The organism is Nocardia amikacinitolerans NBRC 108937 (genome assembly GCF_001612615.1).
Classification (GTDB): domain Bacteria; phylum Actinomycetota; class Actinomycetes; order Mycobacteriales; family Mycobacteriaceae; genus Nocardia; species Nocardia amikacinitolerans.
In genome coordinates this window covers 171,553-186,546 of sequence record NZ_BDAU01000008.1, presented here as the reverse complement: position 1 = coordinate 186,546, position 14,994 = coordinate 171,553, and the positions used below count along the sequence as shown (strand labels likewise).

Annotated in this window: 18 protein-coding genes; 7 read left to right on the top strand and 11 right to left on the bottom strand. The window is 65.3% G+C overall.

From position 1 onward, the window contains the following. The first annotated feature begins 72 nt into the window (after positions 1-72). The 4 genes from NAM01S_RS07945 (at position 73) to NAM01S_RS36425 (ending at position 2,664) form a co-directional block, all read left to right on the top strand. Positions 73-1,164, top strand: a complete 1,092-nt coding sequence (locus NAM01S_RS07945; RefSeq protein WP_067781651.1) for an alkene reductase — start codon at positions 73-75, stop codon at positions 1,162-1,164. Further along, positions 1,157-1,774, top strand: a complete 618-nt coding sequence (locus tag NAM01S_RS07940) for a TetR/AcrR family transcriptional regulator (RefSeq protein WP_218018353.1) — start codon at positions 1,157-1,159, stop codon at positions 1,772-1,774. The genes NAM01S_RS07945 and NAM01S_RS07940 overlap by 8 nt, the downstream gene beginning before the upstream one ends. Before the next feature lie 22 nt (positions 1,775-1,796). Further along, complete coding sequence (locus NAM01S_RS07935) at positions 1,797-2,087, top strand: YciI family protein (RefSeq protein ID WP_067781648.1); 291 nt, start codon at positions 1,797-1,799, stop codon at positions 2,085-2,087. Between the two features lie 319 nt (positions 2,088-2,406). Beyond that, positions 2,407-2,664 (top strand): FAD-dependent oxidoreductase, encoded by a 258-nt coding sequence (locus tag NAM01S_RS36425; RefSeq protein ID WP_067781644.1) that lies wholly within the window; start codon positions 2,407-2,409, stop codon positions 2,662-2,664. A gap of 26 nt (positions 2,665-2,690) precedes the next feature. On the opposite strand, the gene NAM01S_RS07925 is transcribed toward NAM01S_RS36425, so the two are convergent. Then, the gene (locus tag NAM01S_RS07925; RefSeq protein ID WP_084482635.1) at positions 2,691-3,149 is read right to left on the bottom strand and encodes a hypothetical protein; all 459 of its coding nucleotides are present in this window, start codon (positions 3,147-3,149) and stop codon (positions 2,691-2,693) included. Then, positions 3,142-3,426, bottom strand: coding sequence for an AbrB/MazE/SpoVT family DNA-binding domain-containing protein (locus tag NAM01S_RS33800; RefSeq protein WP_157107637.1), 285 nt, complete (start codon positions 3,424-3,426; stop codon positions 3,142-3,144). The genes NAM01S_RS07925 and NAM01S_RS33800 overlap by 8 nt, the downstream gene beginning before the upstream one ends. Before the next feature lie 444 nt (positions 3,427-3,870). On the opposite strand from NAM01S_RS33800, the gene NAM01S_RS34815 reads away from it, so the two are divergent. After that, the gene (locus NAM01S_RS34815) at positions 3,871-4,179 is read left to right on the top strand and encodes a hypothetical protein (RefSeq protein ID WP_157107636.1); all 309 of its coding nucleotides are present in this window, start codon (positions 3,871-3,873) and stop codon (positions 4,177-4,179) included. A gap of 163 nt (positions 4,180-4,342) precedes the next feature. On the opposite strand, the gene NAM01S_RS07915 is transcribed toward NAM01S_RS34815, so the two are convergent. From NAM01S_RS07915 to NAM01S_RS07900, 4 genes are all read right to left on the bottom strand, one after another. Beyond that, positions 4,343-4,981, bottom strand: coding sequence for a potassium channel family protein (locus tag NAM01S_RS07915; protein ID WP_067781635.1), 639 nt, complete (start codon positions 4,979-4,981; stop codon positions 4,343-4,345). 25 nt (positions 4,982-5,006) lie between these two features. Beyond that, positions 5,007-6,410: a TrkH family potassium uptake protein gene (locus tag NAM01S_RS07910; protein ID WP_255284295.1), complete on the bottom strand. Its 1,404-nt coding sequence runs from the start codon at positions 6,408-6,410 to the stop codon at positions 5,007-5,009. Between the two features lie 329 nt (positions 6,411-6,739). Next, complete coding sequence (locus tag NAM01S_RS07905) at positions 6,740-7,321, bottom strand: type 1 glutamine amidotransferase domain-containing protein (RefSeq protein ID WP_067781632.1); 582 nt, start codon at positions 7,319-7,321, stop codon at positions 6,740-6,742. 70 nt (positions 7,322-7,391) lie between these two features. Next, the gene (locus NAM01S_RS07900) at positions 7,392-7,826 is read right to left on the bottom strand and encodes a tautomerase family protein (RefSeq protein WP_067781629.1); all 435 of its coding nucleotides are present in this window, start codon (positions 7,824-7,826) and stop codon (positions 7,392-7,394) included. Between the two features lie 134 nt (positions 7,827-7,960). Here NAM01S_RS07900 and NAM01S_RS07895 point away from each other — a divergent pair, with 134 nt between their 5' ends. Continuing rightward, complete coding sequence (locus NAM01S_RS07895) at positions 7,961-8,500, top strand: TetR/AcrR family transcriptional regulator (RefSeq protein ID WP_253798556.1); 540 nt, start codon at positions 7,961-7,963, stop codon at positions 8,498-8,500. 281 nt (positions 8,501-8,781) lie between these two features. Here the strand turns inward: NAM01S_RS07895 and NAM01S_RS07890 are convergent, their stop codons facing one another. The 3 genes from NAM01S_RS07890 to NAM01S_RS07880 form a co-directional block, all read right to left on the bottom strand. Beyond that, a complete protein-coding gene (locus tag NAM01S_RS07890; protein ID WP_253798558.1) occupies positions 8,782-9,909 on the bottom strand; it encodes a lysophospholipid acyltransferase family protein in 1,128 nt (375 codons plus the stop codon). Then, positions 9,906-10,730 (bottom strand): GNAT family N-acetyltransferase, encoded by an 825-nt coding sequence (locus NAM01S_RS07885; protein ID WP_067781623.1) that lies wholly within the window; start codon positions 10,728-10,730, stop codon positions 9,906-9,908. The genes NAM01S_RS07890 and NAM01S_RS07885 overlap by 4 nt, the downstream gene beginning before the upstream one ends. A gap of 229 nt (positions 10,731-10,959) precedes the next feature. After that, the gene (locus tag NAM01S_RS07880; protein ID WP_067781621.1) at positions 10,960-12,231 is read right to left on the bottom strand and encodes an NAD(P)/FAD-dependent oxidoreductase; all 1,272 of its coding nucleotides are present in this window, start codon (positions 12,229-12,231) and stop codon (positions 10,960-10,962) included. A 112-nt stretch (positions 12,232-12,343) separates the two neighbouring features. On the opposite strand from NAM01S_RS07880, the gene NAM01S_RS07875 reads away from it, so the two are divergent. Then, positions 12,344-13,201 carry a LysR family transcriptional regulator gene (locus NAM01S_RS07875; protein WP_067781618.1) on the top strand — a complete coding sequence of 286 codons (858 nt, stop codon included), beginning with the start codon at positions 12,344-12,346 and terminating at the stop codon, positions 13,199-13,201. 17 nt (positions 13,202-13,218) lie between these two features. On the opposite strand, the gene NAM01S_RS07870 is transcribed toward NAM01S_RS07875, so the two are convergent. After that, entirely contained in the window at positions 13,219-14,373 is a 1,155-nt protein-coding gene (locus NAM01S_RS07870) for a hypothetical protein (RefSeq protein ID WP_067781776.1), read from the bottom strand. Continuing rightward, positions 14,370-14,984 carry a DUF4365 domain-containing protein gene (locus NAM01S_RS07865; protein WP_084482629.1) on the bottom strand — a complete coding sequence of 205 codons (615 nt, stop codon included), beginning with the start codon at positions 14,982-14,984 and terminating at the stop codon, positions 14,370-14,372. Before NAM01S_RS07865 ends, NAM01S_RS07870 begins: the two co-directional genes overlap by 4 nt. Positions 14,985-14,994: the final 10 nt, after the last annotated feature.

The following is a 14,994-nucleotide window of genomic DNA, read 5'->3' as shown; positions in this document are numbered from 1 at the left end:
TCGGGTGTCCTAGCCTACCGTCTAGGACGCATGACCTATATGGTGTGTGTGAGCTGAGTTCCGGAGGATGGCGTGTCTGCTGATTTGTTCGGCCCGTTTCGTTTGGGTGAGCTGACATTGGCGAATCGGATGGTGATGGCACCGATGACGCGCAACCGCGCCGATGCCGACGGCGTGGTGCCATCTGCGATGGTGGTCCACTACGGGCAGCGGGCGAGCGCGGGATTGATTGTGTCGGAATCGGTCCCGGTGTCAGCGCAAGGTGTGGGCTATCCGTTCACGCCTGGGGTGTACACCGATGCGCAGGCGGCGAGCTGGCGGCGGGTGACCGATCTGGTTCACGCCGGACAGGGGCGCATGTTCGCGCAGTTGCAGCACTGTGGGCGCGTCTCACATCCAAGCCTGCAACCCGGCGGGGCTCTGCCGGTCGCCCCGTCGCCGGTGCGGCCGGACGGGCAGGCGGTGACCTACGCCGGGATGCAGGACTTCGTGACGCCCTGGCCGCTGGATATCGAGGAAATTCCGGCGATTGTGGCGCAGTTCCGCGACGCCGCGCAGCAGGCGAAGCGGGCCGGGTTCGACGGCATCGAGGTGCACGCGGGCAATGGCTATCTCATCGATCAGTTTCTGCGAGACGGGACCAATCACCGCACCGACTCCTACGGAGGCAGTGCAGGCAACCGGATGCGGCTGCTGAACGAGATCCTCGACGCCGTGTGCACCGTCTGGCCGGCGAGGCGAGTGGGTGTGCGATTGACACCGGAGAACGGCTTTAATTCCATGTCGGACTCCGACCCGCAGCGACACTTCGAATACATTGCCGACCAGCTGAATCCACGGGGGCTGGCCTACCTCCACGTCCTCGAGGGCGACATGACGACTACGGCACGCACCGTCGATTATCACGCGCTGCGCGCGGCGTTCGCCGGAACCTACATCGCCAACAACGGCTACGACCTCGAACGCGCCCAGCACGCCATCCGTGCCGGACACGCCGATCTGGTCGCCTTCGGGACGCCGTTCGTGGCCAATCCGGACCTGGTGCGCCGCTATCGCGAAGGTCTGCCGCTAGCGCTACCCGATCGGGACACCTTCTACACCGGCGGCGACACCGGCTACATCGACTATCCGTTCCATCCGTACGAGGAGGCGCTCAGTGCCTGATCCACGAATCGCTCGACCAGACGCACGCGGTAACACGTCGAGCGGCAAGGCAACTCGTGAACACATCGTCGCCGCCGCGGACGAACTGTTCTACCACCATGGATTCGAGCACACCTCGTTCGCGTCCATCGCCGAGGCCGTGCGGCTCTCACGCGGCAACTTCTACTACCACTTCAAGGCCAAAGACGACCTTCTCGACGCCGTCATTACCGCCCGCCGCGCGCGCACCCGGGAGATGCTGACCCAGTGGGAATCCGAGGCGCCGGACCCCGTCGCGCGGATTCGAAAGTTCATCGACATCCTGCTGGTCAACCGAGCCGACATTCAAGACCACGGCTGTCCCGTCGGCACCCTCACCACCGAGCTGGCCAAACTCGACCACAGCGCCCTCGACGCCGCCAGCGGCCTGTTCACACTGTTCCGGGACTGGCTGGGCACGCAATTCGCCCACCTCGGGCATCGAGATGACGCCGACGAATTGGCCATGCACGTACTCGCCGCCAGCCAAGGCGTGGCCACCCTGGCCAACGCCTTCCGCGACGAAGCGTTCATCCGCCGCGAAGTCGGGCGACTGCACGAATGGCTCGACGCCACCATCGAACAACGCTAACGAAAACAGAAGCGAGACAACAGTGTTCGTAGTCCAGCTCCAATTCTCCAGCAACAAGGCCGCAGCCCCGCAGCACATGGCCGGCCACCAGCAATGGATCCAACGCGGTTTCGACGACGACGTGTTTCTCCTGGTCGGCAGCATCGAACCCGGTGTGGGCGGGGCCGTTCTCGCACACAACACCACCGCCGAAGACCTCCAGCAGCGCGTCGCCGAAGACCCCTTCGTCGCCGCCGACGTCGTCGCCGCCGACATCATCGAGCTCACCGTGGGCCAAACCGACGGCCGCCTGAAGTTCCTGACCAACCACTGACGACACATCCGCGCCGACAACCTCGAAAACCAGTGCCACAGAACCGAATGCCCCCGAAACGCCGACCATCCAGTATTTCGAACGAACCTACGCGGCCCTAGGGTGCGTGCTCAAAGTTGTTGTGGCTGATCTGCTTTGTGGCTGGTGTTGGTCTGCTTTGATGTCGCGTTGTGGTGCGAGGGATTGAGTTGACCGATGAGCATCAGCCGGTGAAGGACTCGGGGCCGAAGCGGCCCAAGGCCACGAAGGCGGCCGCAGCGCGAGTCGGGCTCGTCCACGATTTCGGCCGAGCCGCTCGTCGCCGACGGGCTGCCGGACGATGCCGTTCGCGGCATCCTGTGTCGGCTTCGACGCCGCGCCCGCCAACGCCGCGGTGACGGTGGTCGGTGCCGGTCCGACCGGCATCGAGGTCGCTGCCGAGCTGGCGGAGCAGGGCCGCCGGGTCACCCTGGTGTGTGGTGCGGTGCTTGGCCGTACCTGCACCCTCGGGTCGGCGCTCGGTGGCCAAGCGGCTGGCCACACTCGGGGTGACCGTGCTCGAAAGCGCCGACGCGAAGGTGACGGCGGTGACGCGTGATGGTTGTGGAAGCAGGGCGGACTCCGTCAGCGCCTCGCCATCATCCCTCTGGACACGAGCGTCCGGCAGTAGATGACGAACCCTGCTGTCAGCAGGAGAACCCCGAGATCGAACAGAGCCAGGCGCGGTCCAAGGACCTGCCATCGGTCGCGGAAACCGAAGGTGAGGATGTCGAGGATCACTTGGCCCAGCAGCCCGGCGAGGGCGGCCAGCAGCGCCCACCGGGTCCGCAGGAACAGCAGGATCGCAGCGAGCAGTCCGCCCCAGACACCGATGGTCCAGAAGATGGCCGGTAGGACTGGATAGTCGGTGAAGTACTGGATCTGTTCGCCGTTGTAGTTCTGGGATCGGAAGTAGTCGGCGTTCTCGCTGAGCGCCATGACGTAGTCGTAGACGCCGCCGAGATTCAGCAGGACGAACAGGGTGCCGACGACCCAGAGATGCCAGGGCGCCGAGTGCCGTGTGCCAGGCGCGGTCTCACGCATTGCCGCCCTCATCGCCGGTCGAGTCGCTTCTCGAATGGTCGAGGATCTGCTGGAGCAGTTCGGAGGAACCTTGGAGATTCCGCAGCAGCACCTCGAGCTTCATCAGTGCCAGCCCTTGCTCGGGATCGCCGAGTACCAACAGTTTGTCACCGGGTGAAATGCCGTGATCACGACGTGCCTGGGCTGGAATCGCAATCTGGCCTCGCGCGCCGACTGTCACCGCTCCGTAGAACCCGCGCCCTGCAGGGCCGTATGAGGCTGTCTCGTCCGTTGCCACCACTCGCCCCTATCTCTGAATGAAATACATGTAATACATGATTCTACATGTAGCTCTTGATCGGCGCTGATACGGCGAGTCCGGCGCTCCGAACGGTCATCCGACTGGGCAACTCGCGACCATCACTGAGCCGCGCGGACGACACGCCAAAACTGCTGTGCGGCAGTCCGTTTCGGAGTACGGCAGTCCTCGTTTCAACGCAGCACCAGCAATCCTATGGGCCGCCTGACGCCTCGCGGTCGTCTCCGCTTCGGCGTCCTGGACCGCAACGACCGGAACGACACAACTCAGACACGACCCGGCATCGGTGGGGAGTTTCTGCGTGCCGGATCGCGCACGGCCGCCGTACCGCCCTGCGCGCACCAGACCGAAGCGGAAATTCGGCTCGACTCACGCGGGAACTATTGAGCGGCACCATCGAGGGGCACCAGGAGACCTCTGCTGATGTCTAGTGCTCTGCATCCGTTGTTGTATGGGTACCTTCGACTGCACCTCATAGATGAGCGTCCCGGCTTTTCGGATGAACGCTTCCAGCAGTTCGCACACGAACACGGTTTCGATCTCGCTGCCGTGTTCCATGAGACCGGGCCAGACGGCGGAGCGTTCTTCGCCATGCCGGCCGAGCTGCGCCGCGCCAACGCCCACCATGTCGCGGTGCCGTCGGTTGATCATTTGAGCGGAAATCGCGCACCACGCGATGCGTTGATCAGCCTCCTGCAGCGTCAAGGCGCACATGCATGGCCCTTGGGCTGACAGGTGGCGGCTCGATCGGCCGGTGTCGCCGCGGTCGACTCGCATCGGAAGCGCCAGCGGGTCGGCCGTGATGGCCGGACGACGAAGGCACGGGCACGATTCCATCGACATGTCGTCCGCCCAGGTCTAGCCCGTGCGCCCGACCGGCGTCTTGGTCCGGACCTCAGGTCAACTCGGCGAACCGCTCGACCTCTTCGATGCGTCCCGACACGATCAGCACATCTCCCTCGGCGACGACCGTATCGGCGGTGGCGTAGGTGAATTCGGCACCACGGTGTTTGATGGCGACGACGGTGATGTCGTAGTGCTGGCGCAATCCACTGGCCGTGAGCGTCTTGCCGATACTCGAGGTGGGCGCGGCAGTCTTGGCCATGGCGTAGTCGGCGTCGAACTCGATGTAATCGATCATTCGCCCAGTCACCAGGTGAGCCACCCGCTCGCCCATATCGTGTTCGGGAAGGACGACGTGGTGGGCACCGACACGTTCAAGAATCTGGCCGTGGCGCCGACTGGTCGCCTTTGCCCAAATCCTCGGGATCTCGAAATCGGCGAGCAGCGAGGTGGTGAGAATGCTCGCCTCCATATTGCTCCCGATCCCGACAACTGCATGCGGGAAGTCCGGCACACCAAGCTGCCGAAGGACCTCCATATCGGTGGTGTCGGCAACCGCCACATGGGTGAACTCGTCGGAATACTGCTGAACCAGATGCGGATTCGAATCAATCGCCAGCACCTCTGAACCGTGCGTGACCAGCTCACGAGCCAAGGCGCTACCGAAGCGACCCAGCCCGATGACCACCACTCGGGTGCCGAGCCTGCGTGATTTCCTAGCCGACAATGGGTCGCTCCTCTGGCAGTTCGTAACGACGGCCTCGATCACGCAAAGCCAAGGCGGTGGCCAGCGTGATCGGACCCAATCGTCCGATGAACATCAGCACGATCAAAACGATAAGCCCAAGATCGGGGATGTCTGCGGTGATCCCCGTCGACAGACCGACCGTGCCGAACGCCGACACCACTTCGAACAGGACCGCGTCCAAGTCCATACCGGTGATGGTCAGCAAGGTGATCGTCCCGGTCACCACGGCACCGACACTGAGCAACGCGACTGTCAAAGCCTGCCGCTGCACCGGCGCCGCCAAGCGGCGTCCCATCACATGGACGGTCGGTTCACCGCGCACCTCGGCCATGATCACGAAGGCCAACAGCGCGAAGGTCGTGACCTTGATCCCGCCCGCGGTTCCCGCGCTTCCGCCTCCGATGAACATCAAGGTGTCATTGATCAGCAGGGTCGAGGAATTCATCGCACCGACATCGACGGAGTTGAACCCCGCGGTGCGCGGTGACAGACCGTGGAAACCACCCGCCAGCAGCTTGTGCACAACATTCATCGGACCCAGGGTTCCCGGATTTGTCCATTCGAGCGCGACCACCGCCACCACTCCCACCGCTGCCAGCGCGGAGTACGTAATCAGCGTAATTCTGGTGTGCAGTGACAACCTGCGCACCGGAGAATGCCGAAACCACGCTCGGCGCAGCGATTTCGAGACCTCGAAGACCACCGGGAAGCCGAGCCCACCGATGACGAATGCCATCGAGATGGGCACGATGATCCACGGGTCGCTCGCATAACCCATCAGGCTGTCCGCATATAACGCGAAGCCGGCATTGTTGTATGCCGAGACCGCGTGAAAAATTCCCAAATAGACGCTGCGCCAACCACCTTGGTCGTAGCCGACCAGAAAACGCGCTGACAACGCGATCGCGGTGACGAGCTCGACCGCCAGACTCATCCGGATTACGCCGATCACCACTCGGCGACTCTCGCCCAGTCGCAGGGTTTTGGTTTCCGACTGCGCGATCAACTGCATCCGCAAACCCATCCGGCGTGCCACCAGCAGCCCGAACAACGACGCCAGCGTCATGATCCCCAGGCCACCGACCTGGATCAGGCCCAGGATGACCAACTCCCCGAACAGCGACCAATGACTTTCGGTGTCGACGACCACAAGGCCGGTGACGCATACCGCCGACACCGCCGTGAACAGGGCGTCCACCGGGCCGGTGGCCACCCGCGACTCCGCAGCGATCGGCAGCATCAGCAACAGCGTCCCGACGATAGTTGCGGCCCCGAAACCCATGACAACCAGCCGCGCCGGGTGGCGAGGATTGGGAGTCAGCCTCGAGGCAACGGTATTCCACCGCTTACGTCTCGCCAGGGCATCGGTCACGTGCGGTTCCTGTCTTTGGGCGTGGCGGTCGATCGTCGCATGCTGCCCAAACGTGCCTGGTTGGACAACTCGCCGGAAACTACTGCGAAAGCCGCATCCAAGCAATCAACGCCACGACGACCGCTGGAGATCGAGCTTCGGCACCGACTCGGCTGTTACTGTTGCGCGCCGAGTGCCGGAAAGCCTGGTCGGCGTAGGAACACCTATCGCCACGTGACCAGGAGAGCGCCGCTGAGCGCGCGCATCATTTTGATCGGCTACGGCACGGCCGGGCGCAACGCCGCCGAATCCGTTTCGCTGGACAACACGACCCAACAGAGTTCTGCCGTTCAGGGTTCAGGGGCGAGCTCCGTCGATGTCGGCGAGGTCGTGCGGGTGAGTGACTCGACCAGCCGCCGGGTGAATTGCTCGACGTCGTCGAGTCCTTGGGCGGTGATGAGCGTGCCGTCGACATGGACGCGGTCGGGTGTCCACCGTGCGCCCGCGTTGACGAGGTCGGTAGCCAGGCTCGGCCAGGCGGCCAGCGTACGGCCGGCGACCAGTTCTGCGTCGATGAGTGTCCACGGGCCGTGGCATATCGCGGCGATGGGCAATCCCGCACGATCAGCGGCGCGCAGGATTCGATGAGTTGCCTTGTCGCGGCGCAGGATGTCGGGATTGGCCACACCGCCGGGCAGGACGAAAGCATCGTAGGCGGCGGCGGTGGCGTCGAGGGTGCGCAGATCCACGGTGAATCGATCGGCGCGGTCGAGGTGATGAAATGCCTGCACGAATCCGAGTTCGGGTGCGATCAGGACCACATGGGCCCCCAAAGCGCGCAGGGCGTTCCACGGGTGAACGAGTTCGTCCTGTTCCACCCCTTCGTTGGCGACGAGAAAGGCGACCGACCGTCCGTCGAGAGTTGTTGTCACAAGCTTTCTTTCGTGTCGAAACCCTTCGTGCCGCCCCCAGGGTCGGCAGACGGCACGAAGGGCGGATCGGTCAGGAAGCCGAAGCGGTTTCAGCGGAGGTGATGGCGGTGACGAGGGCGTCGTTGGTATAGGCGACGCCTGCGATACCCCAGCCGCCGTCGGCGGCATAGCTGATGTTGACCCAGATGTCGTCGAGAGGGTGGCCCGGCACGGTGTGCTCGGCCGCGATCGCGGTGACCGTGGTGATGAAGCTCGCGCGGTCGGACACGGTGGGCAGTCCGATGCCGGGCAATTTGAGTTCGATCAGCAGGACAGGGCGATTCTTCCCGCCGGTGTAGACGTGGTCGGGCTCGAGGATGTGCAGATGAGCACCGACCACGGGAGTGAAGAAGGTGTTGCCGGTCAGCCCGCTGGTCTCGATCAGGGCCTCGACGAGTTGTGGCAGGAGTTGTGTCTCACCGGTTTCGGTGAGTACTCCACGAGGGGCGATGACGGTGAAAGGCACGGCAGATGTGTCCTTGTCTCTACGGCGGATACGGCCACTAGTATGTACGTACTAGCGAGAGGATCATCTACTAGGATGGTCGTACTAGTCAAGTGGAGGAGCCCCAATCGATGACCAAACCCACTCGTGCCCGCATGATCGATGCCGCCGTGGACGGCCTGCGCAGGCATGGCATGGCGGCACTGTCCTTCACCGAGGTACTTGCTCACAGCGGTGCCGCGCGCGGAGCGATATATCACCACTTTCCGGCGGGAAAAACCGAACTCGTGGCCGAGGCCGCGCGTCTGCACGGGCAAGAAGTGACCGACCGGCTCGCGAACCTGTCCGGCGCCACCCCTCGTGCGGTGGTCGAAGCATTCCTGGGATTCGCGCAGCCCGTTGTCGAGGACGCCGCCCGCGGCTGCGGTTGTGCGATCGCGGCGATCACGGTTGCGAACAGCGACGAGGGCAAGGAGCTGCACCATATCGCCGCAACGGTCTTCGCCTCCTGGAACGCCCGGCTCACCGCAGCTCTCGAGGGTGCCGGAATGCGCTCGGACAAGGCGGCCGAGCTGGCCCAGTTGCTGATCGCGCTCCTCGAAGGCGCGCAAGTGCTGTGCCGTGCCAGCGCCGACACGGCTCCCTTCGAGCAGGCGGCACGAGCAGCGCTTGCCGCCGTGCCGGACGAACACTGACACACGGCTTACCCCGGGTCGGCGGCTCATCGTCATCGAGTGTGGCGCGTGGGCTGGCTCGATCGACGGTGGCGAGCGTGCCGCCGACCCTCCACACCGACGGTCGGCCCGAGATGCGGGTGGCCAGCTCCGGCAGCGCCGCCGAGGTGTGCGCTGGGTTGCCGGAATCGCTGATCGACTCTGGCAGCAGGGCAGCCGGGCCGCTATGTTTCGCCGACGATCCGCATGCCGTTTGCCGCCTTTCGGTAGTCCCACCGAGGTCGTAGCGGCGGTCGACCGCGTTAGGCGCGGGCGCTGTCGGATGCCGCCTCGGTGCGCGGCGCGTGCTCCGGTGCACGACCCCGACCGCGGAAGACCGCGACCGCGCGGCTGCGCAGTCCGCGCCGGTCCACGCCGCTGTGCGTGACCGCGGGCGCCGTCGGTTCGGCGGGCGCCGGGTCCTCCACCCGGGTCGCGGTGGCCTCGATCCACCGGGTGTCGTTCATTCCGTGGCAGGACAATTCGTCGCCGCGCACGGCCAGCTCGCAACGGCGGGCCAGATCCTTGCGGTCAAGGCCCGGGTACTCCGGCGGCTCGAGGACGATCTCGGCGATCATGCCGCGGGAACGCAAGACGCGCATCGCCGAGTCACCGAAGGAGTCCTCGCCGACGAAGCCGGGGACGGTGCAGCGGTCGCCGTGCCCGTCCAGGTAGCGCAGGCGCACGGGCTGCACGAAAGTGCCGGTGTCGATCGCGGCCTGGAAGAGGGCGGGCCGCATGGTGCCGTAGGCGCGGCCGCACCAGGTGGTGCCCTCCGGGAAGACGGCGACGCGCTCGCCCGCGGCGAGGCGCTCGCCGAGCTGGGCGACGATGCCGGGCAGCTGGCGCAGCCGCTCGCGTTCGATCGGGATGACGCGCATCAGCTTCGCCAACCCGCCGAGCAGCGGCCAGTCGATCAGATCGGCGCGCGCGACGAATCCGAGCGGCTGCACGGCGGCCAGCGCGACGACGTCGGTCCAGCCGATGTGCCCGGTCACCACGAGCACGCCGGTGCCGCGATCGGCGTAGCGGACGTCGGCGGTGGCGGCCGCGGACGCGGCGCGTTCGGCGCCGACGCGGGAGGCGATAGCGCGCTCGGCGGGCACCGGATCGGTGGGAATCCGCTTGTCCACCACGCGCAGTCGCATCCCGAGACAGCGCAGCAGCATCCGCGCGTATTCGCGCTGTAGGTTTTCGCGCCGTCCCGCGGGTGTCGCGAGGTGGCACATCGGATAGGTCAGCAGCAGCCCGGCGACGCCGAGCGCGCGGGCGACCACCCGCGCCGTGCCGATCTCACCGATCGGCTCGATGCAGCCGGGCCCGCAGGGGCTCGACGGCATCCACGCGTGCACGGCCTGTGCGGGCGGCGCCTCGAAGACCACGGTCCTCACCGCCCCCCGTCGAAGGCCGCGGCAGCGCCCTGTAGTCGGTCCAGGTATCGCGTGTTGATGGTGTCCAGGCCGAGCAGCGCGACGAAGTCGGCGACCGCGAAATCGGGATCGTGCGCGGGCTCGCCGCAGATCTCCGCGCCGAGGCGCAGGTAGCCGCGCAGCAGTGGCGGGAGCTTGGGCCGCGAGGGCGGGGTGAGCTCGTCGAGCGTCTTGCCGTCGACGACCACCGGACGGTGCGGGTGCACCCGTCGCTCCGGGTCGGAGGCGTGCCGTCCGAGCAGCATGTCCCGCACGCCGCGCACGTTGACGCCCGCCGGATCCGCAGGGGAGTCCTGCATCGGCACCGACACGCAGCCCATCACCCACTCGTATCCGGTGAGCTGGATGTAGTGCAGGATGCCCGCCCACATGAGGGTGAGCACCGAGCCGTTGCGGTGGTCGGGCACCACACACGCCCGGCCCATCTCGACGATCCGCTGACCCTCGGGATCGAGCTGGGCGAGGTCGAATTCGGTGGCCGTGTAGTACCCGCCCGCCGCGGCGACCTTGTCCGGCGGCAGCATCCGGTAGCAGCCGACGAACTGCTCGGTGACGTCGTCGCGAACCAGCAGGTGGTCGCAGTGCTCGTCGAAGCGGTCGGCGTCGAGTCCGGTGCCGTTGTCGGGGATGCGGAAGCCCGGCTCGTTGGCGAACACGCCGTAGCGCAGACGCTGCGCCGCCTCCCTGTGCTCGGCGTCGGACGAGACGACCAGCGAATAGCGCGACCGTTCCACCCCCGAGTCCGTCGGAGCCGGGGCTGTCAGCACGGACGAAATAGTCATATCCGTGATGAAGCCAGTCCGACACTGCGTCGGGGCAACCTCGAAGTTGCGTGGCGATGCAGGCTAGGTTAACGAGACGCCGGTCACACCCAAGGTTCACCGACCCGACGCACAGCGTTAGCATCGACGCGTCGTGGAGTCGCCTTTCCCCTGCTTACGCAACCTTTCAGCGCCCGGAAACGGCGATCGCACCGATGCGCGCGCATCGGTGCGATCGGTTCGGGTGCGCTCAGGCTGCGACGCGTTCCGGTGCGCGGGCCTGCGTCGGGCTCGATTCCACCTCGTCGAAACCGGGGCGGCCGCTGCCGATGAAGGCGACCAGCCACGAGGCCACCGCCGCGAAGCGGTTGCGGAAGCCGACCAGGTAGAGCAGGTGCACCGCGAGCCACATGACCCAGGCGATCACGCCGCGGAAGGTGATCTTCTCGTTGAGCTTCACCACCGCGCTGAACCGGCTGATCACCGCCATGCTGCCCTTGTCCCAGTACTTGAACGGGGTGCCGGGCTGCTTCTTGCGGCGGATGATGTCGGCGGCGTGCCTGCCCTCCTGCATGGCCACCGGCGACTGGCCGGGGTAGCCGTTGAGCGAGGTCATGTCGCCGATGGCGTAGATGTCGGCGTAGCCCGCGACGGTGAGGTCGGGGTTGACCAGCAGCCGTCCGGCGCGGTCGGTCTCGACGCCGGTGGCCTCGGCCAGGATCTTCGCGAACCCGCCCGCCTGCACACCCGCCGACCAGACCACGGTCTCGGCGCCGATCTTGCGCTCCACGCCCGCCTTGTCCTTGACGGTGACCTTGCCCGGTTCGATGTCGGTGACGAACGTGTCGACGAGCACCTCGACGCCGCTTCCGGTCAACGACTTCTTCGCGTACTCCGAGAGCCCACCACCGAAGGGCGGCAACACCTCTCCTGCACCCTCCACCAGGGTGACCGAAACCTCCTGGTGGTAGTACCTTTTCGCGAGCTCCTTCAGCTGGCCCGCCACCTCGACACCGGTCGCGCCCGCGCCGACCACCACGAAGCTGAGCAGCCTGTTCTTGGTCTCGGGGTCCGCGGTCGCGGCCTCGGCGAAGACGCGTTCGATCTGGGCGCGAAGCAGTTTCGCGTCGTCGATGGTCTTGAGGGCGAAGGTCTTCTCGGCGAAATCGTCACGGCCGAAATAGGACTGCGAGGCGCCGGTGGCCGCGATCAGCGAGCCGTACCGAATGTGATGCGGCACACCATCGTTCTCGTAGGTGATGATCGCCTGGTCCGGATCGATGGCGACGACCTTGCCGAGGCGCACATCGGCTTCCTTGTGCCTGCGCAGCACCGACTTGATCGGCGGCGCGATCTCGTGCGATGCCAGCACACCCGTCGCGACCTGGTAGAGCAACGGCTGGAACAGGTGCTCCGGCGTGCTCGAAATGAGTACGAAGTCGATTCCCGACTTGGCGAGTTGCTTGGCGGCGGCCAGCCCCCCGAATCCCGATCCGACGACGACCACATCTGCGTGTTCCATGACAGCCTCCTTCTCTCATTACCAACCGTCATCGGGAACGCAGATATTTCAGCCGTTACGGCGCATAATGAAGATGACTCTTATCTGGATTGCTCATGAGTAGGAGCTAGTCGTGGAGCTTCGGCAGCTGGCGTACTTCGTCGCGGTCTGCGAAGAACTGAGCTTCAGCAGGGCCGCGGCCCGATGTTTCATCTCGCAGTCGGCGATCAGTCATCAGATCGCCCGGCTCGAACGCGACCTCGGCGTGCCGCTGTTCGAGCGCTCTACCAGGGCCGTCGTCCCCACCGACGCGACCACCCGGCTACTTCCCCTCGCTAAGCAGATGCTGAGCCTGGAATCCGCCATCCGCGCGGCGGTTCGGGCCTCCGGGCCGCGAATCCGGCTGGCGGCCAACATGTCCTTCGCGAGCCGCTCGCTGTCCGCCATCGCGGCCGCGCGCGCCGCGCACCCGGACGCGGAGATCGAGTTCGTGATCAAGCCCTTCCGCCAACGCATCACGGCCGTCGCGGACGGAGACTGCGATCTCGCGCTGATCCGCGGGCGCGTCGACCAGCCGGGGCTGATGGTGGAACAGCTCTGGGTCGAGGATCTCGTGATCGCCACCTCGAGCAATCATCCGCTGGCCACCCGCGACACCGTCACCCTCAACGACCTCAGTTCCTACCCGCTGCTGCTGCCGCCCGAACAGGAACAGGTGCTGCTGCACAACATCATTCGCAGCGCCTTCGCCGACCTGCCCGTCGGCCCCACCTTCGGCCCGCCGATCCCGCCCGACCACACCGCGACCATGGAACTGATCAACCGCCCCGAAGCGTGGACCGTCCTCTACGCCCAGAGCCCCACCGAAGGACTCGTCGTCCTCCAACTCGCCGAACACCGCCTCCGCATCCCCGTCTGCGCCGTCCTCCGCGACGACACCCGCCGCTCCCCCATCCTCACCACCTTGCTCACCACGTTGCACAGCAGCTGACCGAATGCGGTGAGGTGTCAGCTGGAACGCTCCGAAAGCCTGCGGTCCACAGTGATATCGCCGGTCAGACGCCAAGCCCCCCGTTCGAACGACAGATTCCCGGAAACCACGAGCGGCCTCTTGGACTGGTGTGCGGCGATCGCCCATTCGTAGTCGGTACCGGCCAGCGGAACATGGACCTTCCGCGAGCGTCCGTCTACGTGTGTGGACAGGACAATGCTGGTGGCCTCCTCGCCCCCGTCCCCAAGGTCGTCACGGTTCAACGTTCGGACGATACCCAGTAATGATTCGTACCGCGGCGGTTCCTCACTGCGAACCAAGCGCTCACGCACCCGCGGCAATCCAGCCATCGCGTCACGATCGATGACGATCCGTGAACTTTCCAGCGTCGGCGCCGGCTCGCCCGCTGCCCAATCGAACGACAGGTCCAACGCCCGTAAGTCCGGCGACTGAGTGAGGTCCCAGACCGACTCCACCAAGTTGGCACTCAATCCCAACTCGCCGGAGCGCTCCAGAGCGCGATCGTCCCACTGCAACGCCAGCGTGCGCGTCGATTGCAAGCCCTTGGCGAGCGTCGCCATCGCCGCCCGGGGGAATGACACCTGCGGCTTTCCATCTGTCTCCGTGGACATCCCATCACCGAGGCGGGAGACGACCGTGAACACGAAGCTGCCCCGTTTGGTATGCCCCAGACGAATATTCTCCTCGAGGAATTCCGTCACGGTGGCCGATCGACGACCTCGGTGCGAATGGGTCGGATCGTCCGCGGTGGTCGCGGCCGCCTTCATCATCCGGAACAAAGCTTCCAAGGTTGTTTCCGCCTGCCGGAAGGGAATCGTGCCGTCGATCATTTCCTGGTCGAGTCGCACGAAGAACAGGTCGGCACGTGCGGCGGCGATGCGTTCGACCAGTTGCGCCGGGTCCCAGTCGTAGATGGTCGCGAGTGTTTGCATCGTTTCTCGGAAGCGCCTGGGAAAGTCCACGTAATCAGTGGCGAGCGGCAACATTATTCGACCCAGTGGACCGTCTTCGCCCGGCAGCCGCCAGATCTCTTTCACATCCTGAACGCGAGCCTCGAGTTCCCAATCGTGCGCGGCAAGGTATTGCGATACCGCTGGCGGCGACAAGGCGAGCGCGATGTCGCGAAGGTCGCCGACAGGAATCTCCTTCACCACTGACCTCCTTCGCCGATTCTGTGCATGATCTCTTGGAGCCCGGCTACATCGAACAGGTTACTTCTGGGTAGGTGGACTGTCGTGCTGGACTTGCCGTCCGCTATACCGCCCAGCTTCGCCGCGTACTCCCAATACATGCGGCTCGAGCTGGTCAAGCCAGCCTCGGACAGATCGAGCAGTTCGTCAGGCTCCTCCGGTATGAGCAGGACGCCGAGCAGGGCAGGAACGAACCGCTTCGGGCTCACCAGTTTCAGGAACGGACCTTTTTCCAGAGGCCAAGCCAAATGATCTGCCTTGAGCCGGCTGTGTTGCGTAGTGCACTTCAGTTGCAGCTCGAACTCAGGGCAATAGAATCTCTCATACTCCCGCGAGGCCACGATCGTGATATCGACACCGTCGTAGTCGGTTTCGTGGCTTTTGATCGAACACCCTGCGGCAGCGGCGATCATACGCACGAATGCGAGACTGAACTGTTCCTGCCGGGCGTTGACCGGAAGCCCGCCGTCGTCGGGCATTTCAGTCATGAACGCGGTCGGCAGACCGCCATTGTCATCGATTGCCGTGCACCCCCTGCACCCGCCGAACCGGACCGGCACACGGTAGCGCATCGCGGAGCCC

Coding starts and splice junctions, on each gene's coding strand:
- NAM01S_RS36425 (WP_067781644.1), top strand. CDS start 2,407: ATGCCGTTCGCGGCATCCTGTGTCGGCTTCGACGCCGCGCCCGCCAAC.
- NAM01S_RS07925 (WP_084482635.1), bottom strand. CDS start 3,149: ATGCGTGAGACCGCGCCTGGCACACGGCACTCGGCGCCCTGGCATCTC.
- NAM01S_RS34815 (WP_157107636.1), top strand. CDS start 3,871: ATGTCTAGTGCTCTGCATCCGTTGTTGTATGGGTACCTTCGACTGCAC.
- NAM01S_RS07895 (WP_253798556.1), top strand. CDS start 7,961: ATGATCGATGCCGCCGTGGACGGCCTGCGCAGGCATGGCATGGCGGCA.
- NAM01S_RS07885 (WP_067781623.1), bottom strand. CDS start 10,730: ATGACTATTTCGTCCGTGCTGACAGCCCCGGCTCCGACGGACTCGGGG.
- NAM01S_RS07880 (WP_067781621.1), bottom strand. CDS start 12,231: ATGGAACACGCAGATGTGGTCGTCGTCGGATCGGGATTCGGGGGGCTG.
- NAM01S_RS07865 (WP_084482629.1), bottom strand. CDS start 14,984: ATGCGCTACCGTGTGCCGGTCCGGTTCGGCGGGTGCAGGGGGTGCACG.